Origin of the sequence: Bacillus sp. Marseille-Q1617 (assembly GCF_903645295.1) — a bacterium.
Taxonomy (GTDB): Bacteria; Bacillota; Bacilli; order Bacillales; family Bacillaceae_B; genus Rossellomorea.
On record NZ_CAHJXM010000001.1, the window covers coordinates 406,403 to 432,320 of the forward strand.

At 44.1% G+C, this 25,918-nt stretch carries 31 protein-coding genes; 19 read left to right on the plus strand and 12 right to left on the minus strand.

Annotation, left to right across the window (positions count from 1 at the left end):
* Positions 1 to 110: 110 nt before the first annotated feature.
* The 6 genes from liaF to HWX64_RS02060 all read left to right on the plus strand — a co-directional run bounded on the left by liaF (position 111) and on the right by HWX64_RS02060 (position 6,413).
* Positions 111 to 842 carry a cell wall-active antibiotics response protein LiaF gene (gene liaF / locus HWX64_RS02035; RefSeq protein ID WP_175986833.1) on the plus strand — a complete coding sequence of 244 codons (732 nt, stop codon included), beginning with the start codon at positions 111 to 113 and terminating at the stop codon, positions 840 to 842.
* Positions 839 to 1,888 carry a sensor histidine kinase gene (locus tag HWX64_RS02040; protein ID WP_175986835.1) on the plus strand — a complete coding sequence of 350 codons (1,050 nt, stop codon included), beginning with the start codon at positions 839 to 841 and terminating at the stop codon, positions 1,886 to 1,888. The genes liaF and HWX64_RS02040 overlap by 4 nt, the downstream gene beginning before the upstream one ends.
* Entirely contained in the window at positions 1,881 to 2,513 is a 633-nt protein-coding gene (locus tag HWX64_RS02045) for a response regulator transcription factor (RefSeq protein WP_175986837.1), read from the plus strand. Before HWX64_RS02040 ends, HWX64_RS02045 begins: the two co-directional genes overlap by 8 nt.
* Before the next feature lie 639 nt (positions 2,514 to 3,152).
* A complete protein-coding gene (locus HWX64_RS02050; RefSeq protein WP_254871014.1) occupies positions 3,153 to 5,120 on the plus strand; it encodes a phospholipase D-like domain-containing protein in 1,968 nt (655 codons plus the stop codon).
* Positions 5,121 to 5,258: 138 nt separating this feature from the next.
* A complete protein-coding gene (locus HWX64_RS02055; protein ID WP_175986839.1) occupies positions 5,259 to 5,489 on the plus strand; it encodes a hypothetical protein in 231 nt (76 codons plus the stop codon).
* 27 nt (positions 5,490 to 5,516) lie between these two features.
* Positions 5,517 to 6,413 (plus strand): GNAT family N-acetyltransferase, encoded by an 897-nt coding sequence (locus HWX64_RS02060; RefSeq protein WP_175986840.1) that lies wholly within the window; start codon positions 5,517 to 5,519, stop codon positions 6,411 to 6,413.
* Positions 6,414 to 6,466: 53 nt separating this feature from the next.
* Here the strand turns inward: HWX64_RS02060 and HWX64_RS02065 are convergent, their stop codons facing one another.
* The 3 genes from HWX64_RS02065 to HWX64_RS02075 form a co-directional block, all read right to left on the minus strand.
* Complete coding sequence (locus HWX64_RS02065) at positions 6,467 to 6,754, minus strand: hypothetical protein (RefSeq protein WP_032085585.1); 288 nt, start codon at positions 6,752 to 6,754, stop codon at positions 6,467 to 6,469.
* A 177-nt stretch (positions 6,755 to 6,931) separates the two neighbouring features.
* The gene (locus HWX64_RS02070; protein WP_175989592.1) at positions 6,932 to 7,801 is read right to left on the minus strand and encodes a DMT family transporter; all 870 of its coding nucleotides are present in this window, start codon (positions 7,799 to 7,801) and stop codon (positions 6,932 to 6,934) included.
* A 445-nt stretch (positions 7,802 to 8,246) separates the two neighbouring features.
* Positions 8,247 to 9,047, minus strand: a complete 801-nt coding sequence (locus tag HWX64_RS02075) for a VLRF1 family aeRF1-type release factor (protein WP_175986842.1) — start codon at positions 9,045 to 9,047, stop codon at positions 8,247 to 8,249.
* Between the two features lie 96 nt (positions 9,048 to 9,143).
* On the opposite strand from HWX64_RS02075, the gene HWX64_RS02080 reads away from it, so the two are divergent.
* On the plus strand, positions 9,144 to 9,563 hold the full coding sequence (locus HWX64_RS02080) for a GNAT family N-acetyltransferase (protein ID WP_175986844.1): 420 nt from the start codon (positions 9,144 to 9,146) through the stop codon (positions 9,561 to 9,563).
* Between the two features lie 49 nt (positions 9,564 to 9,612).
* Here the strand turns inward: HWX64_RS02080 and HWX64_RS02085 are convergent, their stop codons facing one another.
* A complete protein-coding gene (locus HWX64_RS02085; protein ID WP_175986845.1) occupies positions 9,613 to 10,038 on the minus strand; it encodes an RDD family protein in 426 nt (141 codons plus the stop codon).
* A gap of 204 nt (positions 10,039 to 10,242) precedes the next feature.
* On the opposite strand from HWX64_RS02085, the gene HWX64_RS02090 reads away from it, so the two are divergent.
* The 3 genes from HWX64_RS02090 (at position 10,243) to HWX64_RS02095 (ending at position 12,009) form a co-directional block, all read left to right on the plus strand.
* Positions 10,243 to 10,476: a hypothetical protein gene (locus HWX64_RS02090; RefSeq protein WP_175986847.1), complete on the plus strand. Its 234-nt coding sequence runs from the start codon at positions 10,243 to 10,245 to the stop codon at positions 10,474 to 10,476.
* Positions 10,470 to 10,592 carry a hypothetical protein gene (locus tag HWX64_RS22035; protein ID WP_303049452.1) on the plus strand — a complete coding sequence of 41 codons (123 nt, stop codon included), beginning with the start codon at positions 10,470 to 10,472 and terminating at the stop codon, positions 10,590 to 10,592. Before HWX64_RS02090 ends, HWX64_RS22035 begins: the two co-directional genes overlap by 7 nt.
* 211 nt (positions 10,593 to 10,803) lie before the next feature.
* Positions 10,804 to 12,009, plus strand: a complete 1,206-nt coding sequence (locus tag HWX64_RS02095; protein ID WP_175986849.1) for an IS4 family transposase — start codon at positions 10,804 to 10,806, stop codon at positions 12,007 to 12,009.
* A gap of 199 nt (positions 12,010 to 12,208) precedes the next feature.
* On the opposite strand, the gene aldA is transcribed toward HWX64_RS02095, so the two are convergent.
* The 3 genes from aldA to HWX64_RS02110 all read right to left on the minus strand — a co-directional run bounded on the left by aldA (position 12,209) and on the right by HWX64_RS02110 (position 15,436).
* Positions 12,209 to 13,657, minus strand: coding sequence for an aldehyde dehydrogenase (aldA, locus tag HWX64_RS02100; RefSeq protein ID WP_175986850.1), 1,449 nt, complete (start codon positions 13,655 to 13,657; stop codon positions 12,209 to 12,211).
* A gap of 117 nt (positions 13,658 to 13,774) precedes the next feature.
* Positions 13,775 to 14,797 carry an NADP-dependent oxidoreductase gene (locus tag HWX64_RS02105; protein ID WP_175986852.1) on the minus strand — a complete coding sequence of 341 codons (1,023 nt, stop codon included), beginning with the start codon at positions 14,795 to 14,797 and terminating at the stop codon, positions 13,775 to 13,777.
* A 135-nt stretch (positions 14,798 to 14,932) separates the two neighbouring features.
* Positions 14,933 to 15,436 carry a peroxiredoxin gene (locus tag HWX64_RS02110; RefSeq protein WP_175986854.1) on the minus strand — a complete coding sequence of 168 codons (504 nt, stop codon included), beginning with the start codon at positions 15,434 to 15,436 and terminating at the stop codon, positions 14,933 to 14,935.
* Positions 15,437 to 15,587: 151 nt separating this feature from the next.
* Between HWX64_RS02110 and HWX64_RS02115 the strand changes: the two genes are divergently transcribed.
* Positions 15,588 to 15,908, plus strand: a complete 321-nt coding sequence (locus tag HWX64_RS02115) for a phospholipase (protein ID WP_175986856.1) — start codon at positions 15,588 to 15,590, stop codon at positions 15,906 to 15,908.
* Positions 15,909 to 16,012: 104 nt separating this feature from the next.
* Positions 16,013 to 16,603, plus strand: a complete 591-nt coding sequence (locus HWX64_RS02120; RefSeq protein WP_175986857.1) for a histidine phosphatase family protein — start codon at positions 16,013 to 16,015, stop codon at positions 16,601 to 16,603.
* Between the two features lie 83 nt (positions 16,604 to 16,686).
* Here the strand turns inward: HWX64_RS02120 and HWX64_RS02125 are convergent, their stop codons facing one another.
* Complete coding sequence (locus HWX64_RS02125) at positions 16,687 to 17,127, minus strand: GNAT family N-acetyltransferase (RefSeq protein ID WP_175986859.1); 441 nt, start codon at positions 17,125 to 17,127, stop codon at positions 16,687 to 16,689.
* A gap of 193 nt (positions 17,128 to 17,320) precedes the next feature.
* On the opposite strand from HWX64_RS02125, the gene HWX64_RS02130 reads away from it, so the two are divergent.
* The gene (locus tag HWX64_RS02130; protein WP_175986860.1) at positions 17,321 to 17,620 is read left to right on the plus strand and encodes a DUF3817 domain-containing protein; all 300 of its coding nucleotides are present in this window, start codon (positions 17,321 to 17,323) and stop codon (positions 17,618 to 17,620) included.
* Between the two features lie 32 nt (positions 17,621 to 17,652).
* Positions 17,653 to 17,925, plus strand: coding sequence for a DUF1450 domain-containing protein (locus HWX64_RS02135; RefSeq protein WP_254871015.1), 273 nt, complete (start codon positions 17,653 to 17,655; stop codon positions 17,923 to 17,925).
* Between the two features lie 314 nt (positions 17,926 to 18,239).
* Here the strand turns inward: HWX64_RS02135 and HWX64_RS02140 are convergent, their stop codons facing one another.
* On the minus strand, positions 18,240 to 18,692 hold the full coding sequence (locus HWX64_RS02140) for a DUF2269 family protein (RefSeq protein ID WP_175986864.1): 453 nt from the start codon (positions 18,690 to 18,692) through the stop codon (positions 18,240 to 18,242).
* A gap of 120 nt (positions 18,693 to 18,812) precedes the next feature.
* Between HWX64_RS02140 and HWX64_RS02145 the strand changes: the two genes are divergently transcribed.
* Complete coding sequence (locus HWX64_RS02145) at positions 18,813 to 19,526, plus strand: 5-formyltetrahydrofolate cyclo-ligase (RefSeq protein WP_175986865.1); 714 nt, start codon at positions 18,813 to 18,815, stop codon at positions 19,524 to 19,526.
* 418 nt (positions 19,527 to 19,944) lie between these two features.
* On the opposite strand, the gene HWX64_RS02150 is transcribed toward HWX64_RS02145, so the two are convergent.
* The 3 genes from HWX64_RS02150 to HWX64_RS02160 form a co-directional block, all read right to left on the minus strand.
* Positions 19,945 to 20,502, minus strand: coding sequence for a carbonic anhydrase (locus HWX64_RS02150; protein ID WP_175986867.1), 558 nt, complete (start codon positions 20,500 to 20,502; stop codon positions 19,945 to 19,947).
* A gap of 35 nt (positions 20,503 to 20,537) precedes the next feature.
* Positions 20,538 to 21,035 carry a hypothetical protein gene (locus HWX64_RS02155; RefSeq protein WP_175986869.1) on the minus strand — a complete coding sequence of 166 codons (498 nt, stop codon included), beginning with the start codon at positions 21,033 to 21,035 and terminating at the stop codon, positions 20,538 to 20,540.
* 89 nt (positions 21,036 to 21,124) lie between these two features.
* Complete coding sequence (locus HWX64_RS02160) at positions 21,125 to 21,790, minus strand: B12-binding domain-containing protein (protein ID WP_175986871.1); 666 nt, start codon at positions 21,788 to 21,790, stop codon at positions 21,125 to 21,127.
* 426 nt (positions 21,791 to 22,216) lie between these two features.
* On the opposite strand from HWX64_RS02160, the gene queF reads away from it, so the two are divergent.
* The 4 genes from queF (at position 22,217) to HWX64_RS02180 (ending at position 25,888) form a co-directional block, all read left to right on the plus strand.
* Positions 22,217 to 22,714, plus strand: coding sequence for a preQ(1) synthase (queF, locus tag HWX64_RS02165; RefSeq protein ID WP_032085601.1), 498 nt, complete (start codon positions 22,217 to 22,219; stop codon positions 22,712 to 22,714).
* Positions 22,715 to 22,889: 175 nt separating this feature from the next.
* A complete protein-coding gene (locus tag HWX64_RS02170; RefSeq protein WP_254871016.1) occupies positions 22,890 to 23,741 on the plus strand; it encodes a TVP38/TMEM64 family protein in 852 nt (283 codons plus the stop codon).
* 75 nt (positions 23,742 to 23,816) lie between these two features.
* Entirely contained in the window at positions 23,817 to 24,716 is a 900-nt protein-coding gene (locus HWX64_RS02175; RefSeq protein WP_175986873.1) for an EamA family transporter, read from the plus strand.
* A gap of 323 nt (positions 24,717 to 25,039) precedes the next feature.
* Entirely contained in the window at positions 25,040 to 25,888 is an 849-nt protein-coding gene (locus tag HWX64_RS02180; RefSeq protein WP_175986875.1) for a YitT family protein, read from the plus strand.
* The last annotated feature ends 30 nt before the right edge of the window (positions 25,889 to 25,918 follow it).

The following is a 25,918-nucleotide window of genomic DNA, read 5'->3' on the forward strand; positions in this document are numbered from 1 at the left end:
ACATGGTATTCTATTAACAGTAAAAAGGGGGAGCCCAACCTTGGGTTCACCCTCTTTCACACTGTAAGGGGAAAGAATGAATACATAACGAACGAAAGGAGGAACCCCCTTTGTTAAATCGACTGCGTTCAGACGGCATAAGCTGGATCATACTGATCGGAACTTTACTCATCCTGTTGGAAGTCTCCTTTTATGACGGGGGGGTTCTGGTCTTTCTTTTTATCGCGGCTTTTGCCATCTATTTCGGCCGCAAGAATATTCATAAAAAATCAGGAAAGATCCTGTTCTGGTTCGGGGTCATCAGCCTGGGGATCAATATATTCAATACCGTCGCTTTTAAATTTTTGCTTTTTGCCATCTTACTTTTTATTATCATGCGATTTGCGGATTCAAAGAAACACCCTAAATATATAGCTCCTTCCATCAAAGAAACGTTCACTCAAACACAGGAACCGCTGATCATGAAAAAATCAGCCCTTCAAAATGAATGGTTCGGTACTAAGCGCACACCTGAGGACGTATTTGAATGGAATGATATCAACATTCAGGGAATCATCGGTGATTCGGTCATCGATATGGCGAATACCGTCCTTCCGAAAGGGACCTCGGTCGTGTCGGTCCGCAATATCCTCGGGAATGTGGAAATCCTTGTTCCATATGATGTGGAAGTCAGCATACATCATTCAGTGCTGGCGGGTTCCATTGAAATTTTTGAAAGTGTGGAACCGAAAGCGATCAACCAATCCCTCTACTATCAGACGCCGGGCTACGAGACAGCCGTCCAGCGGGTAAAAATAGTGACTTCCCTCTGGATTGGAGATTTAGAGGTGAAGAGAATATGAGTACAGTCGGGAAGCAGCTTGCAGCCGGATTGCTTTTTTCACTCAGCGTTCTGATTGTGTTGTCTGTCTCATTCTTTTACCTGTATCCCCTTGATGATTGGTCACTATTATGGGAAGTTGAAGTCATGGATATTCCGGGCATCGGATTCATCGTGCTGGTCAGCATCATTTTAGGGATGATCTTCGGACTTCGGTCTGGCTGGATCCATAAAAAGCAGCTGCATGAAATTGAAGATGCGCTCCTGCATGTGGAACAGGGTAAGACGTTCACACCGGCAGAGTCATCGGTTTCAGAACTTCAGCACATCTGGAAAAAGGTAGACACATTAGGAAAGCATCTTGCCGACCAGGCAAGATATTCACAGAAGCTGGCAAATGAAAAGGCGGAAGAGCAGGAAAAAAGGATTCAGGAAATCGTGTCCCAGGAGCGTAACCGTCTCGCCAGGGAGCTTCACGATTCCGTCAGCCAGCAGCTGTTCGCAGCATCCATGCTCATGTCAGCCATCACGGAGACACCGTCCTCGACTCGAACGCCGCAGGAAGAGAAACAGCTCAAGATGGTGGAACAGATGATTCATCAGTCACAGCTCGAAATGAGGGCGCTCCTCCTTCATTTGCGCCCTGTTGCATTAAAAGGGAAAAACCTGCAAGAAGGAATGAAGGAGCTATTGGTCGAATTATCACAAAAGGTCCCTCTGGAAATCGATTGGAAGATCGAAGACATGAAACTCGACAAGGGAGTCGAAGACCACCTGTTCAGGATCCTGCAGGAATCTGTCTCCAATACCCTCAGGCATGCAAAAGCTTCATCACTCGAAGTGCTGTTGATCAAACGGGAATCGATCATTATTTTGCGTGTAGTGGACGACGGGCAGGGCTTTGATGTCAACGAATCGAAAGCAACGAGTTCATACGGGCTTCAGAATATGAAAGAAAGAGCCATTGAAATCGGCGGCACGTGCAAGATTGTCAGTATCCCAAATAAAGGTACACGCCTTGAGGTGAAGGTGCCTGTTGTAGAGAATGTAGGTGAAGAAAATGATTAAAGTCGTATTTGTAGATGATCATGAAATGGTCCGGATCGGGGTCTCGTCTTATTTGTCAGCGCAGTCTGATATTGAAGTGGTCGGCGAAGCGTCCGACGGGAAAGAAGGTGTGAAGCTTGCACTAGAGCTGCGACCGGATATCATCCTCATGGACCTTGTGATGAAGGAAATGGACGGAATCCAGGCGACGAAGGAAATTGTGGAGCAGTGGCCGGAAGCGAAGATCATCATCGTCACCAGCTTTTTGGATGACGACAAGGTATACCCGGCACTCGAAGCAGGTGCGGTCAGCTATATGCTGAAAACCTCCAAAGCAAGTGAAATCGCCGACGCAGTCAGAAAAACCCATCACGGGCAATCCATCCTGGAGCCTGAAGTGACAGGAAAGATGATGTCCAGGATGAGACAGCGGAGTGTTTCCGAACCTCACGAAGAACTGACCAACCGGGAGCTTGAAATCCTGCTGCTGATGACGCAGGGTAAGACAAATCAGGAAATAGCGGACGAACTGTTCATAGCGTTGAAGACAGTGAAGACGCATGTCAGTAATATTTTATCCAAGCTTGGTGTGCAGGACCGCACGCAGGCTGTGATCTATGCATTTAAACACGATTTGGTGAAGTGACGACCCGGGAGCTGAGGCTTTTGGGTTTTTTATTAGAAGAGATTTAAGGAAGGAGGAAAGGTGCAATAGTGTGGACTTCGATTAGGAGGTGTTGGTTTTAGTAGTTGGAAGTTGTCGAAATTTCAGCAGTCCGCCCATAAAATTGAGGCTTTGCCCTTATAATAGAGATATCGCCCATATAACCGAGATTTGCGCCCATAAATCCAAAATATCGCCCATATATCCGAGATTTGCGCCCATAAATCTAAAATATCGCCCATATATCCGAGATTACGCCCACAAATCTAAAATATCGCCCATATCCCAATCCATAGAAAGAACCTTCGTAACAAACTCCATCTAGAATCCACATCAAGTCCCGCTTCACAAATTTTCATTCCTTAAAAAGAACAGATTAAGAGTCTTTTGTACTACACATCCTCACCTGCCGGCTTCGTTCAATTGAGTATTTATATCCATGAAATATAAGGAAATACCCTGGGAGTATAGTAATATCAATTTGCAAACTCAACACGGTATTTACAAAATAATTAGAATAATAGCGCCCTTCTGCCTATTACTCTACAAAATAAGACAAAATATACTTGTACTGTAATCTATTTTTTATATTTGTCATTTTATTTTGAAAGGGGAAAGGATATGAGTGTGAAAAAGGTTTCTTTGTCAGTAATCAGTACAGCGTTATTGCTTGTGGGGAGTCTGGTTCCACAAGGTGGCATGGATTTAAGGGAAGTGACGGCTGCCTCCAATACAGCGGTTATCAATGAAGTCGCCTGGATGGGGACGACGGCTTCCTATAACAATGAGTGGATTGAATTGTATAACCCATCTTCCTCCAGCCTGTCTCTGGATGGATGGGTGCTTGAAGCCCAGGACGGGTCACCGAGTATTCCGTTGAGCGGATCGGTGGCGGCCAATGACTATTTTCTATTGGAAAGAACGAGTGACAGCACGATTTCAGGCGTAACAGCTGATCAGATTTATACAGGTGCCATTGGCAACTCGAATGAAGTACTCTACTTGAAGGATGCTTCGGGCACCATCGTTGATGAGGTCGACAGCTGGTATGCAGGTGATAATACGACAAAAGCGACGATGGAGAGAAGTGACAGTACGGTGGCTGGTACTAATGCAGCAAGCTGGGCTACATCGACGGCTGCCTACGAAGGCGGCTACGGGACACCGAAAGCTCCAAACTCCCAGTCTGCTCCTCCTTCAGGCAGCGGAAGTGAATCTCTCACGAATGTCAGCGAGGAACTTGGTGCAATCAATGTCTTTTTCAACAAAAGTGCAGCGACTCAATATGCTTCTTCGGGTAACGCGGCAAACTACAACGTGAACCTGGAAGATCAATTGATTGAAAGGCTGAACGAAGCGACGACCTCGATCGATTTTGCTACATATGAAATCAATCTGCCGCGTGTGGTTGATACGCTCATGGAAAAAGCCGCTCAAGGGGTGGATGTGCGTATCCTTGCCGATGCGAAGGACGGGTCCGATCCTCATTATGCGGAACGGTATGAAACGATGAGACTTTATTTAGAGAAGCTTGTCCGCGGAAAAGATTCAATCGTCGGAACCGCTGATGATGCTCATATTCTATCGGATTCCCCTATGTTTGCCGTCGAAGACGCAGCGAAGCGTTCAGCATACAACCTGCCTGCAGGCTTCACTGATTTCCCGCAGCGTACGGTGATGGTGGGGAACACGGAGACGACAGGTCATCTGTTCGTTGAAGGCGAAGAGAAGGCAGTGGACAGCTATTACTCACCAGGAAATCAGATGCATAACAAATTTGCAGTGGTGGATGACACATGGGTGTTCACTGGCAGCTGGAATTTTACGGTGACTGGACTTTACGGTACTGAAGAGAATATGAATCAGGGAATTCTTGACGGGAATCAGCAGCACGTCGTCGAAGTTCATTCCCCTGAGCTTGCTGCCATCTATGAAACGGAGTTCGAGGAAATGTGGGGAAGCGGGATCACGACACCTGATAAGACGGTTTCGAACTTCAGTACGCGAAAAATCGATAACACTCCTCATTCAGTGACGATCGGCGGGAAAGAGGTCGAGGTATATTTTTCATCAGGTGATGATGCCGTCGGACGCATGACCGAACTTGTCAAAACGGAAGCGGATGAAAGTGCGTACTTCACGATTTTTGCCTGGAGCGATCAGGCTCTGGTCGATGAGCTAAAGAACAAATGGGAAGGAAGCTATGCGGATAATCAGGGGGCGTTGACAGGCTTTGATGTAAAAGGATTATTCGATGCAAGCTTTTGGAATCAATGGTGGTCTGCAAGTATAGAAATGACCGGCAGGACGGCATCCCAGACGAGCGAAAACAACCCGAATATCCGCTGGGCGAACCCGGCTCCGGTCTATCAGGCCAATGAAAGCAGAAAGCTTCATGCCAAAACCATGATCATCGATGCGGATACGACCAGTGATCCGACCGTCATCGTCGGTTCCACGAACTGGAGTGAAAACGGGAACAACGTAAATGATGAAAACATGTTGATCATCCATGACGCTGCCATTACGAATCAGTTTGTGCAGGAATTTAATGCGCGATATGTGAATGCAGGCGGGGTCGTTCAGTAGGGAATAAAAGATAGAAGCAGTTCGATTTGGGGCATGGGTCCCCAGGGCGAGCTGCTTTTTTGTCTGGCTTGAAAAGGTAAACGATTCATTTTGTTGAATTATATTCATAGACTGTGTTTCCACGGAAGGAGTGTGAGTATGGGCGATATCGATAAAAGAAATCGTCTGGATGAATCCCCGTTTCAGTATCGGGTCACAAAAAGCGGTTTTGTGTTTATAGATTATGAAGGCAGGCAAGTGAAAGTATTGAAGGGGAAGGACGCCGACCGTTTCTTGGAGAAAGTGAAAACGGCGGAAAGCGAAAAAGAACGGCAATTAATGATGGCAAAGATTACAGGTAATTTTAAAAGAGGCAATGAACGCCTTTAAAATAAGAATGATGACGGGGGAAAAACGATGAGAGCAGAGCGCTTAACAGAAAACACGAGGGAAGAATTTCTGGAGTATTGCCGTAAACACCGGCACGACGTGGATGATTCTTATCTATATGAGGACCAGCTGAAGGATTTCAAGGTCGATGAAGAAGAGAATCCAACCTATCTTCTAATAGAAGAAGACAGGGTCGCCGGTGCGGTTTCCCTCTATCGAAGTGAATATTTCCTTAAAGGAAACAGGGCGCGCTTCAGGATATTTCACAGTACGATCCTTACGCTGGAGGCTTATACACTTCTGTGGGAAAAGATAAAAGTGCATGGGGAAGATTTAGTTAAAGTGTTTACATTTATCGACGAAAAGAATACGGCTGTAAGAAAGATCATGGAGGAATTAGGTTTTGGTATAGAGAGAATATCTTATTTGCTTGAACGGCAGGCACAGGATGTACCTCAAGTGGATGTTCCAGCGGGATACAGTCTGGAAGACCTTGTCTTCGACCGTGATGAAGAAAAATGGTGTGAAGTGAGGAATGCTGCGTTCTCTCATTTAGCAGGTGCCGAAACACCGATTACAGCCGGGCAGGTCAAGGAAGCGAAGAATCATGATGGGTATCTGCCCGGGGGAATGAAAATTCTCTTCCGCAATGATGTTCCGGCAGCGATATTGAACGTTGAGAAGGAGTGGGATGAAGGGGAATGGAAAACCTTCATCGGCCTATTGGCAGTCAAACCGGATCAGCAGGGGAAAGGGCTCGGAAGGCTGCTGTTGAGGGAAGGGCTGCGTTTTGGGAAGGAAACCGGAATGGAAAAAGCCATGATCTCTGTGAATGGAGAAAATGATAAAGCAGTGAAGCTCTATACTCAAGAAGGGTTCGAGAAGAAGGTTGTCATGGTTTGTTATAAGTATGATATGAAATAAAGAAAGAGGATGCTCCGGGGGAAGGAGCATCCTTTTCGCTGCGGGAGAACTGGTCATTCCATCCCCGGTGCCTTTTGAATTTCAAAAATAAGTACAATTGCAGTAATCGCATGGGCAATCAACCGGATGATCGGGAAGAAATTGAGGAACGAGGCAATGATTCCTAGCGCACTTCCGAGAATAGGCTGATCTTCTGATTTTGAAACGTATAACACACAAGCATGCCAGACCGCCACTAGACAAAGGAGAAACGGAATTGCGTCACCAGCAATATTTCCAAAGACCGGGACCGCGAGAAATAATTCAATCGAAAAGGACAACCATTTTATACGTGAAAGCACGGCACACACCTCCTGTTTACAAAGTATGCAAAGTGGGAGGAGTGGTGCTTGTAAGAATGAGAGGAACGGAAAAAACCTGGTTTGAGTTCTCTATTTCCTTTGATATCTAATTGTTCTTTTACTAAGAACATGGCCGTTTCACAAAAAACTTAAATCATTTTAGATGAGATCACTTTCTTAGTCAGACTGCTTCACACTAAGCACGGTGATCGTAACCAGGATGACCGCCATGCCAAGAATTTGAATGGCATTCAAATGATCCCCGATAACCAGAACGCCAAATAATGAAGCTGTCACCGGCTCTACCATAGCGACCATGGAAGCATTTGACGGAGTAGTCCATCGTATTCCAATCACGTACAATGTAAATGAAAGTCCAGCCCCGAGGATCCCAAGAAGTAAAAATAGTCCTAGATCACTTGATGCCAACACTTCAACTGCTTCAGCCTTATCCGTGAAGAGAAAAAGGATGAGACAAAATGAAAAAAAAGAAATGGCTAACGTGGCGGGCGGATTCGCGATAGAAGATGCATTTTTAAACCCGAAAATAAATAAAGCATAGGAAAGACCGGCAGCAAGTCCCGCGCCCATCCCAATAAAACTCACTGAAATCGATTCAGTGTTGTAGGCACCTGTAAGCAGGACAATCCCTAAAAGAACACCGGCAATGCAGCCCCACTTGAACCAAGTAGAAGGTTCAATCCGTAAGAAAAAGGAGATTAAGAGAACGAATACAGGTGCGGTGTACATTAAAGTAGCGGCTACCGCAACACTTGATGCCTCGATACTCAAAAAATAAAAAGTGAAATTCCCGGCAACGCCCACACCCGCAATCAGAGCCCACATGAATAAACGGGGAGAGGTGACCCGGTTTTGTCTAAGACGAAAGAGAAACCACAGAAAAAAACATATAAAGCCGACGGCCCCCCGGTAAAATGAAATCACAATCGGATCCCAGCCCTTGTTCATTAATACATCGGCAATTCCCCCGCTGATGCCCCAGCATATAGCGGCTAACACTACTAAACCAGTACCTGCAAATTTCATCATGTACCTCCTGACCGAACATATGTTGATAGAAAAAGGTGTTATGGGTAATTCCTTTAATCTTTATTCCTTAAACATGCATGAAAATATATGAGTGGATATTTTAGAAAATAGATACTGGCTGGGGTCAATTGAAAGGCGGATTTCCGTGGTATATCAATCTATGTATAAAAATTTATAATATGACTGGCATAGCTTAGAGAGGATATAACAAAAATGGGCCTAGGAGAAAAATGATGTTCCTAAACAGTAAAAGATCCAGAACAAACGACTTGTTCTGGATTTTTTGATGTTTGAATGCAAAGCCTTTCCGCATTTCTTATTTGTCAGCTCCGGCGGCTAGCCCCTCGAGATCATAAGCTAAATGGACCAAGAAGGCAAAGTGCACCTTCCCGGCCCATTCATCTTATGCTTGTCGGGGCAGAACGAGCCGCCTCCGCATTTCTTATGCTAAAAGCTTTTCAATCACCTTATGTTCATTTTCATTTAAGAGATTCTTCTGAATCGTATCGTGAACGTCTTTATTCATATTTTCCGAAAGTACCGCCGCTTCTTCTTTGTCACCGACAAGGACGATTTTTCCCCAGTTTTCATCGGCGGCTTTTTTATCGAGGATACTGCCAAGGCTCTTCCACCAGCGCTGCTGATTGGCTTTCAGCCTTTCATCAAATTCATCCTGCTGGTTTGATTTTCCGCCTCCGCTGCCCATGCTGACATCTGCATGGTGCGGTCCTTCACTTCGTCTCCAGTCCTCTGTGTCGAGATCGAATTCCATGAACTCGCTTGTTTGGAGCTGTCCGAAAGCGGAGGTGAGGATTTTGATCTGATTTTGCTGCAGGAGGACCAGTCCGGTTTGCGGATATTGGTCGTGCAGTGATTTTAATTGCTCGAGATGGGGCTTTTCCTCCCAATAGAAGTTCGTTTCGACCGGTACCTGCAGCTCGAACGTTTCCCAGATGCCGCTGTCATCTGAAGCAAAGATGATGAAGCTTCTCGGCAGTTCCCTTTCCCGACTCAAAATATGGTCTTCCACTTTTGGACGGATTGCCTGAAGTCTCTCTCGTTCTTCGGGGGCACTCTTCAAATACTCTTCCAGACGGTTAAACCCGTTCTTCAGTGCGATTTTCCATTCGCCTCCCTGCTGATCAGGGTCGCTGCGGTCGGTGTTCAAATAGACGGTCAATAGTTTGTCCGGTTTCTGTAAGGATAAGTTTTCAAGCTTGTTCATCGTTTTTTGTAAAGACATCGAACTCCTCCTTTAGGAATGAATGTTGCTTATATTATTCTATAAACGGGTTTGACGTCTGTTAAACTTGAATTATAAGAAAAGGAGGAGATACCGATGAAAATCACACAGCAATGGGTTCAGGAAGACAGCGACTACATAAGAAAAAAATTGATTGAATACAATATGAGTGCTATTAATGAAGAAGTGAAGACACCCTTGGAGAAGGTCAGTTTCGTGCTTCGGAATGATCAGGATGAGATTGTCGGGGGAGTCGTCGGGGAGACATTTTGGCACCATCTTCATATCGACTTTCTCTGGGTAGCCGAGGAATATAGGAAGGAAGGATACGGTGTTCAGCTCATTGAAAGAATAGAAGGCTATGCAAAGGAAAGAGGCTGCTATTTGGTGATTTTGAATACATTCAGTTTTCAGGCCCCTGATTTTTACAAAAAAATGGGCTACCGCGAATTCGGAATGCTGAAGGATTTCCCAAAGGGTGCGCGGCAGCATTTTATGGAGAAACGGATACAATAGAAATAAAACAACCAACCTAAGGTCAGCAAAGGTTGGTTGTTTTTTAGATTCAGTGAAGCGGATCGGCCGCTTTCGGCTTGGCATGGGTTACATATGTTCCGGCAATAAAATCATGAATTGAACGTTTGTCTTCACGCAGGCCGACCATGAATGCACTTACGATGATACCTATTCCCAATGTAAGGACATAAACGATTCCTGCCACTATGTTTCTCATCAGCATATTTCCTATATGGACATTGCTGCCGTCTTTCTTTACAATCCGGATACCTGCAATGCGTTTCCCCACTACATACCCTTTCCAAAGAACTGGAGTGATCAGGACATAAAGAAAAGTGATTGCTGAAACAAAGGTATTTTCCTCGGAAAATTCACCTGTAATCAGTCCGGTGATGATAATCAATGGAAGGTTGATGATTAGCCAATCCATTATACCCGCTCCCACTCGAATCCAAAAACCTGCTGGTTGTATCATGAACTTCCCCCTTGCATCTCTAATTTGTAAAAATTGTAACATAATGACTACTACTATATGAAAAAGTTTCCTTAAATAAGACTAACTCCCTAAATTAATGTGCTTAAAGACTGAGTTTTTTTGAAAAACTAGATTAAAAATGTTTTACAGATGTCTCACCGGGTATATATGTACTAAATCAAACTTGACGGGAGAGAATATAAAGTGAGCTACATTAATCGAGGAAGAGAACGTATTCAATTTGATCGTAAAGGCAACGACCAGGACCTACATATCTTGGAATGCAGTCACTGTGAAACTGAATTTCGTACTCCGATGAATGTCCAGAAGATAAAATGTTCCCACTGCTCGGCAACCACCAATACGAAAATCGATTTATCAGACTTCAAAGTCATTGGATTCATAGAAAATCATCAAGGGAGTGAAATGGCATGCTAAAAAATGATAAGGTGACAGAAATGAAAATGGACTTCGGTGATATTCTTTGGATGAGCTCAGGTATTGTCATCATTCTTCTTCTCATCGCTATGGCTAATTTCTTTATTGTATCTTAATAAAAAAACGAACGGATTTAAGAGTCCTGTCTATTGATGGGACTTTTTTTACTGCCACTTTTTAGAGGCCCGTCCCACTAGCGTTGCACGACTTCAAAAATATGTAAAATAACGCAAAATGGTAAAATTTCTTTACAAAAACAAAAAAAGCCCTAATGTAGAAGATAGTGACCTAAACGTTCCCTAATCTTCTACAAAAGGAGCTCACGCAATGAGTAAAAGTATAGGTCAAAGAATGTTAATTTGTCAATGTTTATCCCAACTTCCTACGGAAGATTTACAATGTCCTCTTCTTGATTATGGAAAGAAGCTGACTACCGAAGCCCTATTAAGGATAGGTGTGGCTGCGCACCTGGATCAGATGAGTTCGTATTCTCATATTGAAGAAAAGATCCGAGCGTATACCGATCTAATGAAACTATTGAATGTCAACGGGATTAGTGGCTCTCAAATAAGCCGGCGGATCAACGATCTTTCTACCGAGGTAGTACAAAGTGTGTTTATCAAAGTAATGGCTAAAGTTCGTCACTACACTCGGAAGCAAAACGGTATTTCGAATGCGATTGGACGTTTGAACATCGTGGATTCTACAGAATTTCGGTTACCTGAAAACATGTGTGACTGGGCCTTTATTTCAAAGGGCCATAATGCTGTTAAAATGCATACACGATTGGTTGTCACTTCCAAAAATACAGTGTTTCCAGATAAAATCGTCCCTTCAACGGGTAATGTGACAGACTTTGAAAGCTCAGATGTCATCATTGAAGAGGCTAACGCTACCTATGTCATGGATAGAGGGTATGGATCGAAGAAAAACTTGATGGACTGGTTGGACAAAGAAATTGATTTTGTTGCCCGTATTGGAAAGAACTTAGTTCTTTACACATTGGAAGAACGAGAACCAACTCACTCGTCTGTTCTAAAAGACGAGACCGTTAATTTTGGTATTTCAAATGAACCCGTTCGCTACATTGAGTTTGTCGATGAAAAGAATCAAGTATATCGGATTTTGACCACTCGCTTTGATTTAACGGATGTGGAAATCCTCGAAATCTACAAAAACCGATGGTTGATTGAACTCTTCTTCAAATGGATAAAGGGTCATCTCAAGATGAAAAAGATATGGAGTACCAAACCGCAAGGTATCTGGAATCACATGTTTCTAGCACTAATCGCATACGGGCTATCACTGTTAATCAAGCTTCAACTGAACTCAACGAAGACGGCATGGAACTTCTTTCGAGTCTTACAGATTTATTTATTCCAACCGGCAGACAGAATCTTGAATGAGTTAAACCGAAGGAAGAAACCATCCAAAGGAAGGCAGAAAGTGCAAAAACCTCTGGGGAAAAAGAATCTGTTTTTTGGTGATACTGGGATTGTGATGGTGAAAGAAAAGAAAACGAAGAAGAAATAACAATGGCACATTATACATATGTAAAAAAAAGGGAACAAGGTTGAGTTAACACCTTACTTCCCTTTTTTAATTTAGAAACTCAAAATAGATGTAAAATAATTGAATATATTCAATTTAATTACTTTCGTGCAACGCTAGTGGGCCCGTCCCTTGTTGCTTTAAAGCAACGAGGGACGGGCCCTGTGTGTTGGTATTGTGTTTATCCTTTATAGTCTTCATCGTATTCCAAGTATACTACGTGAGTTTCCAGGTATTCATTGAGACCGTGCTTACCATCTGCTCCGCCGATGCCTGATTGGGCGCGTCCGGCATGGAAACCGTTGATGGCTTCGAAGTTCTCGCGGTTGACGAAGGTTTCTCCATATCGCAGTTCATTGGCAGCCCTCATGATTTCGTGCAGGTTTTCACTGAAGATGGAAGAGGAGAGGCCATACTCTGTGTCGTTGGCAAGCTCAATCACTTCATCAAAGTTTTTATAGGTCATGATCGGTAAGACCGGTCCGAAGATTTCCTCTTGTATGATCTCCATATCCTGCTTGACGTCTACGAGAATGGTAGGCTCATAGTAAAATCCTTGCTGTGCGTCGAGGGGATTTCCTCCTGTAAGGATTTTGGCCCCGTTTTCCACGGCGTTATTGACCATTTCAGTGACGGTATCCAAGCGGTCTTTATTCACAAGTGGACCAATCTCGTTTTCCCTGTCGGTTGGATCTCCAACCGCTGTATTTTTAAAGGCTTCGGTGATCTTACTGAAGAATTCCTCGGCTATACTTTCATGTACATAGACCCTCTCTGCATTTGTACAGGCCTGGCCGGAATTTGTGATTCTCGACGTTTTTATTTTTTCAACGGCAAGCTCTATATCAGCATGCTTCGTCACGATGGCAGGGGCTTTCCCGCCGAGTTCCAGGTTTACTTTGGTAATCGATTTTGAAGCAGCTTCCATTACCTTCGAGCCGGCAGGGTAGCTCCCTGTCATGGAGACCATACGGACTTTTGGGTGGCCGGATAATGGATTTCCGATATCAGACCCTTTTCCTGTCACAAGGTTAAAGACTCCTTTAGGAAGCTCCACTTCTTCTATAATCTTTGCAAACTCGCATGCTGTATTCGGGGTATACTGGCTGGGCTTCAATACGATTGTGCAGCCTGTTACGATGGCAGGAGCAAGCTTTCTTGCCAAAATGAACATCGGGAAGTTCCACGGAACGATCCCAGCCACAACCCCGATCGGCTTCTTATAAACAAGGATATTTTCATTAGAACGTTCACTTTCAAGAATTTCGCCTTCATAGCGGAGTGCCCAGCCTGCCATATAGCGGAAGTACTCTATGGCAACGTCGATTTCTCCTTCTGAGGCCTCAAGCGTCTTCCCGTTTTCTTCTGTCAGCATCCGAACGAATGCATCTCGACGATCCTCCAGCTTATCCGCTATTTTATACAGATAGGAAGCCCGTTCTTTAGACGGGACTTTCTCCCATGAAAGGAAAGCTGAGTGAGCCGCTTCAACCGCAGTGTTAACATCTTCTTCCGTTGCCTTCGGGATGGTTGAAATGACTTCTTCCGTTGCAGGATTGATCACATCTATTGTTTCACGGGATGAACCGTTTGTGAATTCACCATTTATATATAATTGATAAGACTTCATGTTTATTCCTCCTTGGTGTATTGCTTACCTATCTCATTCCCGCTGTGTGGGAGGGGGAAACATGGGGATGTGCCAGTAAAAAAAAGACAGCCCTATTTGGGCTGTCCCTCATTCATATCATTCTGTCGGCTCTGCCACTTTCACAAGCTGCTTTCCGAGGTTCTTCCCTTCGAACAGTCCGAGGAAAGCGTCTGTTACGTTCTCGAAGCCTTCGGTAATGGTTTCTTGGTACTGAAGTTTTCCTTCTGAGAGCCACTGGCCGAGCTGAGTCGCACCTTCTTTGAATCGGTCGTTATAATCATTGACGACGAATCCTTTCATAAGGGCGCTTGATTTGATCAGTTTCGTCTGGACACGCGGTCCGAGATCTCTGTCGGTTTTATTGTAGGAAGAAATAGCCCCGCAAACCGGCACGCGTCCGTGTTTATTCAGCAGGCTGATGGCAGCATCGCCGATTTCGCCGCCGACGTTTTCAAAGTAGACGTCGATCCCGTTTGGACATGCTTCTTTCAGTGTCCTGTAGATATCATCGGTTTCTTTATAATTGATAGCTTCATCGAATCCAAGAGATTCTTTCAAGTAAAGCACTTTTTCCTCAGAACCTGCGATGCCCACCACGCGAGCACCTTTGATTTTTGCGATCTGACCGACTACGGATCCAACCGCTCCGGCTGCACCTGAAACGACTACGGTTTCGTCTTCCTTGGGCTGGCCAATGTCGAGGAGTCCGAAGTAGGCTGTCAGGCCTGTTAACCCAAGCACACTCAGATGAGTGGAAAGAGGAGCGATATCCGGGTTGACTGAACGCACTTCTTTTTCGTTTGTCAGTGAATATTCCTGCCATGGAAGCATCCCGACAACGTAATCGCCCTTCTTGAAATGTTCTGATTTAGATTCCACGACTTCGCCTACGACACCGCCGGAGAGTGCTTCATTGAGTGCGAAAGGCTCTACATAAGATTTTGCATCAGACATTCTGCCCCGCATGTAGGGGTCGACTGAAAGGTATAACGTTTTGATGAGAATTTCACCTTGAGAAGGCTGAGGGACTTCTACCTCTTTGTAGAGAAAATCATTTTCAGCGGGCATTCCCTCAGGCCGGGCTACGAGTTGGATTTGCTGCTGGGTTTTTGGGAGCATATACTATTTCCTCCTTTGATAAGTTTGTGTTTATTGAAACGTATCACAAACAGACAAAGGGGACAAAGAATCGGCTTCGACAATATATAAAAAAACCGCTTTGATTCTTACATCAAAGCGGTTTTATCTTGAACGTTATTTCACGTTCTTTTTAATATATTTTACGGTTCTAAGAAGTTCGTCCGGATGGGGGCGTCCGAATGGACCGGTCTGCTGCTGCTGATACATCACTTCACTTTTTTCATTGACAAGGAAATATGCAGGTTCGCCGTGCTCCCCGTGATCTTCATAAGGGGCATCCTCGCCATGATAGTAAACATCGTAAGCTTTAATGGCCTCCAGTTCCTTGTCCGCCATGATCGGGAATGTGATGTTTTCTTTGTTTGCATATTCCTGCAGATCTTCCAGGTCATCGTTCGCGACCGCCAGGATATGGACACCCTGTTCTTCGAATTTCTCTTTGTTCGCTTGGAACTCACGGAGCTCTTCCTGACAGACTGGACACCACGCTCCCCTGAAGAAAACGATCAGATGCCAGCTGTCATGTTCCTTTTGATGCTCCTTAAATGAGAATTTCTCACCTGCGACTGTTGGGAGTGTGAAATCAGGTACCGTATCTTTTAATTGAAAGTTTGCCATATTTCATTCCTCCTTATGTGCATGGATAAACCTTACTGAGTGGACATGCATATAATATAGTCATCAACTCTTATTTCTTACATTGAATGTATTTCCCTTTGTGTGAGAAATGAAACGTTAAGTGTGTTCCAGAAAGAAAGGAGGGAAGAAGATGCGAGAGAAGAATAGTCCTATGTTTTGTATTTTCCCGGAATACAAATGGTGCGGTCCCGGCTGCAGCGGACCGGGTAAACCAATCAATGAGGTGGACGCAGCGTGCATGGAGCATGATCTATGTTATGAAAGATATGGACCGGCTTGCCACTGTGATCGGGAATTTCTTTCACAACTAAAACCTCATGCGAACTTTAACACTAAAAAAGGAAGAGACGCACTGATCTTCTATCACTATATGAAATTGCAGACCGGTTTTAAATGTGGACAAGAACGGAGGGGGGCCAATAGGAGGTCAAACCGAATGAGGTGGATTTAACATAGCCCGCTTCTCAATGCATTAAGGTAATGCATTGAGGGACGGGCCTTTAATGTGGTAAAATTTAGCTCTGATTAATGAAAACGGTTAATTTGGAGGGGTTTATGGAGATATTACTGGTGCGACACGGGGAATCTGAAGCGGATATTTTGAACGTGCATGAAGGGAGGGCGGACTTTTCTTTGACTGAACGCGGTGTCAGGCAGGTGGAGGCGATGGCAAAGCGGGTGAAAGAAGAGTTTCCCCCAGACTTGATTTGGTGCAGTACCTTGAAAAGGGCGAGGGAAACGGCTGAGAAGCTGGCAGAAGAAGTTGGCTGTGAACTGATCTATCATGAAGATTTAATGGAGCATAATAACGGGGTCCTCGCAGGTCTTTCCTTTAAAGAAGCAGAAAAAATTCCAATGCCGAGGCATCTCCATGAGAGCGTGGAAAACGGGGAGTCCCGCATCGAATTCCGTATGAGGATCGAAATGATTTTCTCAAAAATCATGGCAGATTCCAATGTAAATAGACTCGCGATCGTCGCTCACGGCGGGGTGATCAACAACCTGCTTCGTTCATTCCTGAGGATGCCGATCGATGCTGAAATCTATTTTCACTGCGGCGATACTACACTTCACCTGTTGGAGGTGACGAATAGAGGTCGGGCAGTAAGATTCATGAATGATACAAACCATTTGAAAGATTTATAGAAAAAAGAAAGAAAAGCCGGCTCACCCTGACAAGTTGAACCTGGCTTTTTTGCTTTTCTGGTTCGGTATGGACTGTACCCCCGTCAAAGGGGCAGGGTATAATGGTAGACTTTATTTTCGCGTTCATATCCGTTTTTCTCATATAAATGCTGGGCGTGTAAATTGTCACAATCGGTTTCAAGAATGATATTCTTAGATTCAGTCCGGAGGGCATGCTCCCTGGCAGCTTCCAGGAGTTTTTGGCCAATGCCCTTATTTCTGGCATGCTCTGCGATATACAAGTCATTCAGCTTCCAGATGGGCTTAAGGTAAACAGAAGAGAAGGAAGGATAGAGCTGTGTGAAGCCGAGGCAGGTGTCATTTTCGACGGCGATAAAAATGATGGATTCATCCTTTGCTAAACGTTCTGCCAAATAATGACGCGCCCCTTCCAGATCTGAAGGCTGCATATAAAACAAGCGATAATCATTAAAAAGCACGGCCACCCGGTCTGCGTCATGAAGTTTCGCCCTAAGAATTTTCATGTTTTCCGCCTCCTTTGAAGGAAAGTCTTTGCATTGATTATGTTTATGGAGAAAAAGGAATGAACATTCCTGACAAGTGAAAAGCGGGAGTCGACCTATAACTGCATAATCCAATGCTTACCGATGCATGCCTCGTCCTATGAATGATATAATAAAGGTGTTCAAACAGATTACCAGAGAGAGGTTTTCATATATGCTTAAAACAGCGATAGGGCGTTTTCGATTGAGCGGATTTATTGAAGGCGCCTCTTTATTAATCCTATTATTTATTGCCATGCCCCTGAAGTACATGGCAGGTTTCCCGGAAGCCGTTACGGTCGTCGGCTCATTGCACGGTTTCTTTTTCGTTGTCTATGTGCTGGTCATCGGTTATACCACTTTAAAAATCAGATGGCACTTTAAATGGGTATTGAGTGCTATCGCAGTCGCGTTCATTCCCTTTGGCAACTTGATTCTCGATCGGTACATCAAGCAGTCTTTTCCGACTCAATAGGAACGGATTTTTATATAAAGGATGTCTTACCAGTGAAATTTATCAATCAACTATTCTCTAAACGAAAGAATGTCACAATCGAATTTTGCGAGAAGAACCTGGACCGTTTTTTAACAGATGAGAATATGTCTGCCTATAATCAGTTCTTGAGTAAGAAAAACGTCACATATAAGGAATACGAATGTCAAAGCAGATGCAAGGAATGCAAGCAGTCGCCTTATGCCCTTGTGGACGGGGAATTCACGGCTGCGAAAGATTCGCAGGAATTATTGGAAAAGATGAAGAAGCATGCTGATGAAAAATAAAACCGCACAGGCTTGTGCGGTTTTGTTTTTAGTTATAAGAGAAAGTATTAGTTTAATTGTAGAATTGTCCAGCTGCAGGGGTTAGAGGCACATGTCATAAGCCAACCGGCCAAGAAGGCAAAGAACGCCTTCGTGGCCGGTTCGTCTTATGCCACCCGCCTCTGAACGAAGCCCTTCCGCTTTTCTGCTTGTCCAGCTCCGGCGGCTAGAGGCTCGAGACATAAGCCATGACATCCAAAAAGGCAAAGTGCGCCTTTATGACTGCCCTGTCTTATGCTTGTCGCCTCTGAACGAGCCGCCTGCGCATTTCTCGGTTAAAAAGGTTTAATGGACATTAATATGATAAGAATGATAGCAGCACTATGTATAATGATGTTATAAGGTTTTAACTCGGCATTGATTTTGCCATAGGAAGCAGGGACGTCTTCACCGTTGTGTGCATGGATGATCTCGGCCATTTGTTTCACTTTACGCGGCATGATGCCGGCAACAATGAATTGAACACCGATGTAGATAGCGATTGAAGCGATGTACCAGCCTGTCTTAAAGAGATAGGGGTTCATGATTCCCATCACAAGACCTGTAATCAGAAGAACAATGCTGCCAATTTTAGCGAAGTTTTCAATCTTTTTGCTGAGGTCGAGTGAGAATTTTGCCTGATGGGCTGTTTCTGGCGTCTTCATCACGACTGGCATTGCAAAGCTGGCGCCAAGTCCGGCAACTGCAGCCACGACGTGAATTAACACGATGATACCGTAGAGTGACATAAGATTCACCTCCATTAAAGGAAAATTTGTGCAGATATTATTGTATAGTAAATATGTCATGAGTTCCATGTTTTTTTTAGAAAAAAAGTCCCGGATTATACATATGAAGGAGGAAGTCGGATGAGAACGAAGGATGAAATCCGCCATAAAGTCTGGAATGCACTGACTGAAAAGAAACTCGGGCGGTTCCCTTTTCCGCTGGTCAATCGCATCCCGAATTTCAAAGGTGCGGAGGCAGCAGCGAAACAGGTGCAGGAAAAAGATTTTTATAGGGAGGCGAAAGTGGTTAAAGTCAATCCTGATGCGCCGCAGCTGCCTCTCAGAACTTCGGTGTTAAAAGATAAGAAGACACTTCTGATTCCGACCCCAAGACTGAAGGATGGGTTTGTCATGATTAAACCTGAATGGGTGCCCACAGGTGAGGAGCGGAAGGCTGCCAGCATCAAACATATGAACTCTTATGGCAAGGTGGTTCCGCTGACGGAGATCCCTCAAATCGATCTCATTGTCGTTGGATCGGTGGCGATTCACTCAGACGGAAGAAGACTTGGAAAAGGAGAGGGCTATGCCGATAGGGAATATGCGATCCTGCGTGAGATCGGCAATAAACCGGTTCCTGTCATCACGACAATCAACAGCGGGCAGCTGGTCGATGATGATATCCCGAGAGACTCATATGACTTGGCGGTTGATTGGATCTTTACGGAAAAGGGTGGAGTGGAGACGCATACGCCTTACGAAAAGCCTGAAGGGATCGAATGGGACCATGTCAGTGAGGATGAAATGGAGAAGATGCCGATATTACGCGAGTTGAAGGAGTTTCCAAAGAATTAATTTTATGTGAGATTTTTTGATTGTGTGAGGAGATTTTTTCTTCAAAAAGTTGTTTTTTAAATGAAATACCTATCCAATCATTTTTTTATCTAAAAAATGGCATCTTACAAGTTCGTTTCCCGGTGGAAAACACGTCTTTTCCCTAAATAAGCAGCAGACAAAGGTGTCCGATAGTACGTTATTATCGAAAATGAAGAATATATTATCGGAAATCAAAGTTTTAATATCGAAAAACGACTTTTTATTATCGAAGCCGGAAATTCTATTTTTGAAAGCTAACCGATAAAATTAATATCAAAGAATTATTATCAAAAAGAAGCATTTACTATCAAGAATTCTCTCTTGATTATATTTTAGAATAATCTATAAAGAATAAGGACAGCCCCTCATGATAAGGGGGTGTCCTTATTTAAAAAACTTAATATCCTTCAACAACCAAATCAAGCTTCCCTGTTTCAGGAGAGATGACGAGGCCGTGAACAGGAATATTTTTATCCATCAGCGGGTGATTCTTGATCATGTCCACGCTGTGGGCAACACTTTCCTGTACGGAACTGAAGCCTTTCAGCCAGTCGTGAAGGTCGATCCCTGAGTAGTCCAACGTATTAAATGTATCTTCAGCGATACCGCGATCTTTCATTTTACCGATGATCTGTTCGCTGTTGATTGCGCTCATTCCGCAATCGTGATGGCCGATGACCAATACCTCATCCGCCTGAAGTTCATACACTGCCACCAATAGGCTGCGCATAATGCTTCCATAAGGGTGAGCGACAACCGCTCCGGCATTTTTGACAACTTTTACGTCACCGTTTTTCATATTCATTGATTTAGGAAGAAGCTCGACCAAGCGGGTATCCATACACGTTAAAATAACGAGGCGTTTGTCCGGGAACTTAGTCGTTTTATACTCTTCATATGATTTTTCTTCAACAAATTTCTGATTGTACTCAAGCAAATTTCCAAGTAAAGTCATATTCGATTCTCCCAACTATGAATTGATGTACATCTTTATTGTACATTCTTCATGAGCAGAATTTCAATTTCTTTTACCCGATCCATGACTTCTTCCCTATTCCACTCACTCGTATTGGAAAGCTTCAAATAGAGTGAAGAAACGCTTGCCAATACTTCTCTGTGGTTTGTATCTTTCCTGATGATATTCGATTCTCCCAGCCGGTCAAACAGTCCGTTCATCTGCTGCGAGACTTTCTCGTATTCGTTGTCTTTCGATATGACGGCCATGTGAAACCGCTGCTGTACGTCTGAAAACTGGTAGAATAAATCTACGAGTTCAAAGGAAGAATCTTTTTTTAGATTCACTTCCATTTTACCCGATAACTCTTTATGGATAGCCCGGGCGAATTTTGGGGAGCTTTCTTCCTCAAGAATGGACAGGAAACTTTCTCCCCTCTGCAAAAGCGCATATCCTGTGTCAGAGGCATCAAGAACGTTTAGACCCCTATCCAATATCAGATAGGGGATGGGACAGAAATCCAAGTTTTCCATAGTATCCCTCCTTAGGGAAGGTTAACGGACACCATTGCCTCTATAATTCCGAATCAATCGGAGAGTTGGGGTAATTGTGAGAGAAACCTTTAATTTGGTATTTTTTCCTCCATTAGTGCAAGGAATTGTTCAGTATGCTCTTTCAGGTAATCATTTAACTCTCGTAAATCATCGAATGTTATAATTGATTCCCTTTTTAAAAAATCCAGATTGTATTGAGAAATGAGCCTGCCCCCAACGAGGATCTTGATGTCTGGCTGCACCTTCTCAATTTCCTCAAGACAGTGCTTGAGGTGCGGAATAGCTGTCGTCATCCCGATGGATAACGCGATAGCCTGGGGCTTCCAGGCTCTGACGAAAGTCGCCGCATCCTTTATGGGAACATTGGCTCCGAGGTAACGGGTATTCCAATGCTGTTCCTTGAAAATTTCATTTGCAAGTTCCAAACCCAGGCTGTGCTGCTCGCCTTCGATACAGAACAAAAGTCCTTTCGGGCGGCGATCTGACACCTCGTATGGTGTATAGACGTTTGCAAGTAAATATTTTAGGGTAGCAGTAGCTAAATGCTCTTCTGCAACCGTGATTTGATTTTTCTCCCAAAGATCACCAATACGATACATAGATGGCTTAACAACCGATTCATAAAAAGTAAGTGGATCTACTTTGGATTGAATCGAGGATGAATAAAGTTCTGTTACCGATTGAACATCACCCTTCAGTATAGCCTTGGTAAAAGCGGGGACAAGATGTTTCATTTATGAAAACCCCCTATTTGAATTGAGGAAAGACAACTCCGTATATATTCCACATATATTTTGAAATTCCTCTATGAAAACGAATGTGGGCCAATTGCTGTGCATGTTAAGGAAAGGGTGTGAATACCGCCCCAGGCTGATTAAATAAATTCAGAGAATGTTGACTTTCTCTTCAATCTTATTTATGATAACCTCTGTAAAACTATAAGTCGCTCACATATCTTGAGAGAGGTTCATAGCATTAACCCTCTATAAAAAAACTATGTTTCTATGAAGCTGATGGTTTGCTAAAATCTAGAAACCATCATCTATTAAGCGTAACAGTCTGCTGCAGGAATTGCAAAATTGCAGATTGTTCCCTTCTTTAAAAGAGCTAATGCTATGTCCTCCTTTATTTCTGGGTACAATGAAAGGGAGGATTTTAATATGTCTGGAAGAAAAGATGAGGAATTAACAGATATTACCTTGCTGGGAAATCAAGGAACCAACTACTTGTTCGAATATTCCCCCGAGATCCTGGAATCATTCGATAATAAGCACCCGAACCGTGATTACTTCGTGAAGTTCAACTGTCCGGAGTTCACAAGTCTCTGTCCTAAGACCGGCCAGCCGGATTTCGCCACCATTTATATCAGCTACATCCCCGATCAAAAAATGGTCGAGAGCAAGTCATTGAAGCTTTATCTGTTCAGTTTCAGGAATCACGGTGACTTCCATGAAGACTGCATGAACATCATCATGAATGACCTGATCGAACTGATGGATCCGCGCTACATCGAAGTATGGGGCAAATTCACCCCGCGCGGCGGGATCTCCATAGACCCGTACTGCAACTACGGAAAGCCAGGTACGAAATATGAGACCATGGCTGATCACCGCTTGATGAATCATGATTTATATCCGGAAAAAATCGATAATCGATAAAAAGATGCCGGGAGGCCCGTCCCTCACTGCTTTAAAGCGGTGAGGGACGGGCCTTCTGTTTTATGAATTCAGTCCAGGGTCGCAGGTCATTCTCATACTTGAGCTTGTGTCGGGGGTACCGGCTTTTTCTTATAATATAGTGGAAAGTCATTATAGATGAGAAGAAGTGGTCATTATGAAAAATAATTCTGTTAGTCCTTTATTTATACATTTGCTTATGGCAGCATTGGTTGTCACTTTGTTCACCACGTTATTGCCAGACCTGAAGCCGTTTGTGAAACAAGCAATTACTTACTTGATGATCAGTGTCGTGTCAATTGAAGGCATTTCCTTGTGGAGGAAGCAGCACACTTATGTAAAAGTCTCGCGATTGGTTTTCTACAGTCTGGTAAGCACAGTGCTTTTGTTCCTTCTCATTCACTACATTACAGCATTCACTGCGCTGGTGGATGCCAAAGGGATAGAGTCTGTTCTGATGGAATTTGATTCTGCCGCTAAGTTCATCTTCATCATCATCTGCTTTTTTCAGCCGATTCTCCTTCCCCTGCCAGAAGCGGTTACCGTACCGGCAGGAAGCGCCGTGTTCGGATCTTTCACTGCCGCTTATCTAAGCTATATCGGTACAATCTCTGGTATTGCTGTCATGTTCTTTATTGCGAGCGCCGGAGGGAAGAAGCTGGTGAATAAGAAGCACCTGTTGAAATACCAGGAATACACAGCAAAAAGCGAAACGGCCATTTTATTTTTACTATTTATTTTTCCGATCCTTCCTGATGAAATCATTTGTATAGGGGCAGGTCTAGGGAGTGTTTCGATAAGAAAATTCTTAATGATTGCGTCCCTCTCCAAATTAATAACGTCTATTTTACTGGCATACTCGGTTTCACTTGCTGGCCATCTATCTTTAGAACCGGCAGAATCTGTCTTATTACTCTCAATAATCCTTGCCGTCCTTTACACGATGACTATATGGATAAAAAGAAGATGGATCAATGACAGCATCCCCTCATTGAAAAGTGAAGAATAAGACAATATTTCTATTGCCGAAATATTCTCCCCGGATTATACTTGCTTGAGACACAGATGAAGAGGAGGGAGCAGGATGAAACCAATTAACGCATCTCTATGTGTACTCGTCGGCGCAAGCAGCTATGGCATCCATGCATCTGTGGTGAAGCTTGGTTTTGCGGAAGGCTACACAGTAGCGGAGGTGACCGGAATCCAGTATTTATTCGGACTGTTGATGCTGCTAACGGCTTTTCTTTTTACCCAAAAAGTGAAAGTTTCTCTAAAACAGGTACTCTCATTGTTGGGAATCGGGATATTGCTCGCACTTACCGGCGTTTTTTATGGTCTGAGTCTGAGTCAGGTGCCGGCGACGATTGCCGTTGTCATGCTATTTCAATTTACATGGATCGGGCTTATGATCGAAGCCCTTCATTTAAAAAAATGGCCGTCCAACAAAAAGCTGGTATCGGTTGTCTTCCTTTGGTTGGGGACGCTGCTGGCAGGAGGGCTGGCTTCTTCCGGAGGCTTTAACTGGTCTGAGAATATCCTTGGGATTCTGTATGGGTTTGCAGCAGCCTTCACGTTTGCTCTCTTCCTATTCTTGAGCGGAAAGGTAGCAAAAGGGGTTCCGACCATTCAAAAAAGTTTGATGATCACGTTTGGCGGTCTGTTGGTTGTGATTTTGGCGCTTCAGCCTTCTTTTATAAGAGAGCCGGCGCGGTTGATTGAGATGGGTGAATTCGGATTGGTTGTGGCGATTGTGGGAACGATCTTTCCGGTCGTGTTCCTGGCGATCGGTTCCCCGCATCTGGATTCCAGCATGACGACGATTCTCGGTGCAGCGGAACTTCCAGCAGCGATCATATCCGCCATGCTGATCCTCCATGAGCATGTCACCGCGCTGCAGATGGCGGGAATGATCCTCATCTTGATTGGTATTGCCATTCCCCAGATTCATTTCAAGACGATGCATTCGGGAAAACAATATAGTTAGGTTGTGAGGCTCTCTTCTTTGGAGGAGGGTCTTTTTATTTGGTTTTTCTCGATGAGATCTGCTCACGGCCAGCCTGCGGAAAGCGAAGTCTTGCACGGAAATCAACAGCGGTGTTCAAATTTGCCCTATATAAAACAACACATCAAAAAACCCCTCGACCCTATCAGGGAGGGATATGCAAACCCTTGCAATTGTCACAATTATTAAACCTTATTTTTTTACCCTCATTCCCTTTACAAAGGGTGTTGATGGGCTTTATAATCCCGTTGTTCAATCATTTACGGAAAAACCAAAAATACTTAAAAATAAAGGAGGTTGCGGTGATGCGACAAAGATTATTTTCCTTCCTAATGATGAACCTTGGTGCGTTTCTAGTATCCATCAATGTTCACTTTTTCTTATCGCCTAATAATTTAGCGACAGGGGGAGTCAGCGGGTTGTCGATCATCATGAACGACTTGTTCCCTGGTTTATCGCTGGGGCTGTTCATGATTATCATTAATATTGTGTTGTTTATCGTCGGTGTCATATTTCTTGGATTCAATTTCGGTGCCAAGACGATCTATGCAAGCTTTGCGCTTTCATTCTATGTATGGCTGCTGGAAATCGCGGCGCCGATGAGTCAGCCGCTCAGCGATGATATCCTGATCCAGTTGATCATCGGTCAATGCATCGCCGCAACCGGCATGGCGATCGTGTTTCACCAGCAGGCTTCAACAGGCGGAACCGATATCCTTGCGTTGATCTTTAATAAATATTTCAATATAGAAGTAGGCAGAGGAGTCTTGCTCGCTGATTTATCCATTGCGCTTTCCTCTGCGATACTTTTCGGCCCGCAGGTTGGTATGTACGCGTTCTTCGGTGTCATCCTGAACGGACTCGTTATTGACTATACCCTGCAGCAGTTCAATTCAAACAAGGAAATTGTCATCATCAGCAAATACAGTGATGAAATCAAATCCTTCATCGTTCACGAACTTGGTAAAGGTGCAACGATCCATACGGCAAAAGGGGCTTTCACTTCTGATGAGAAAGAAGTGATCACCACGATCCTCGGCCGTAAAGATTTCTCTAAGTTGAGAGGATTCATCACACAGATCGATAATCATGCGTTCATCACGGTACACACGATGAACGAAATATTAGGACAGAATTTTAAACGTTTGGCTTAAGGTTTGAAGCTCCACCCCGGTTTTGGGGTG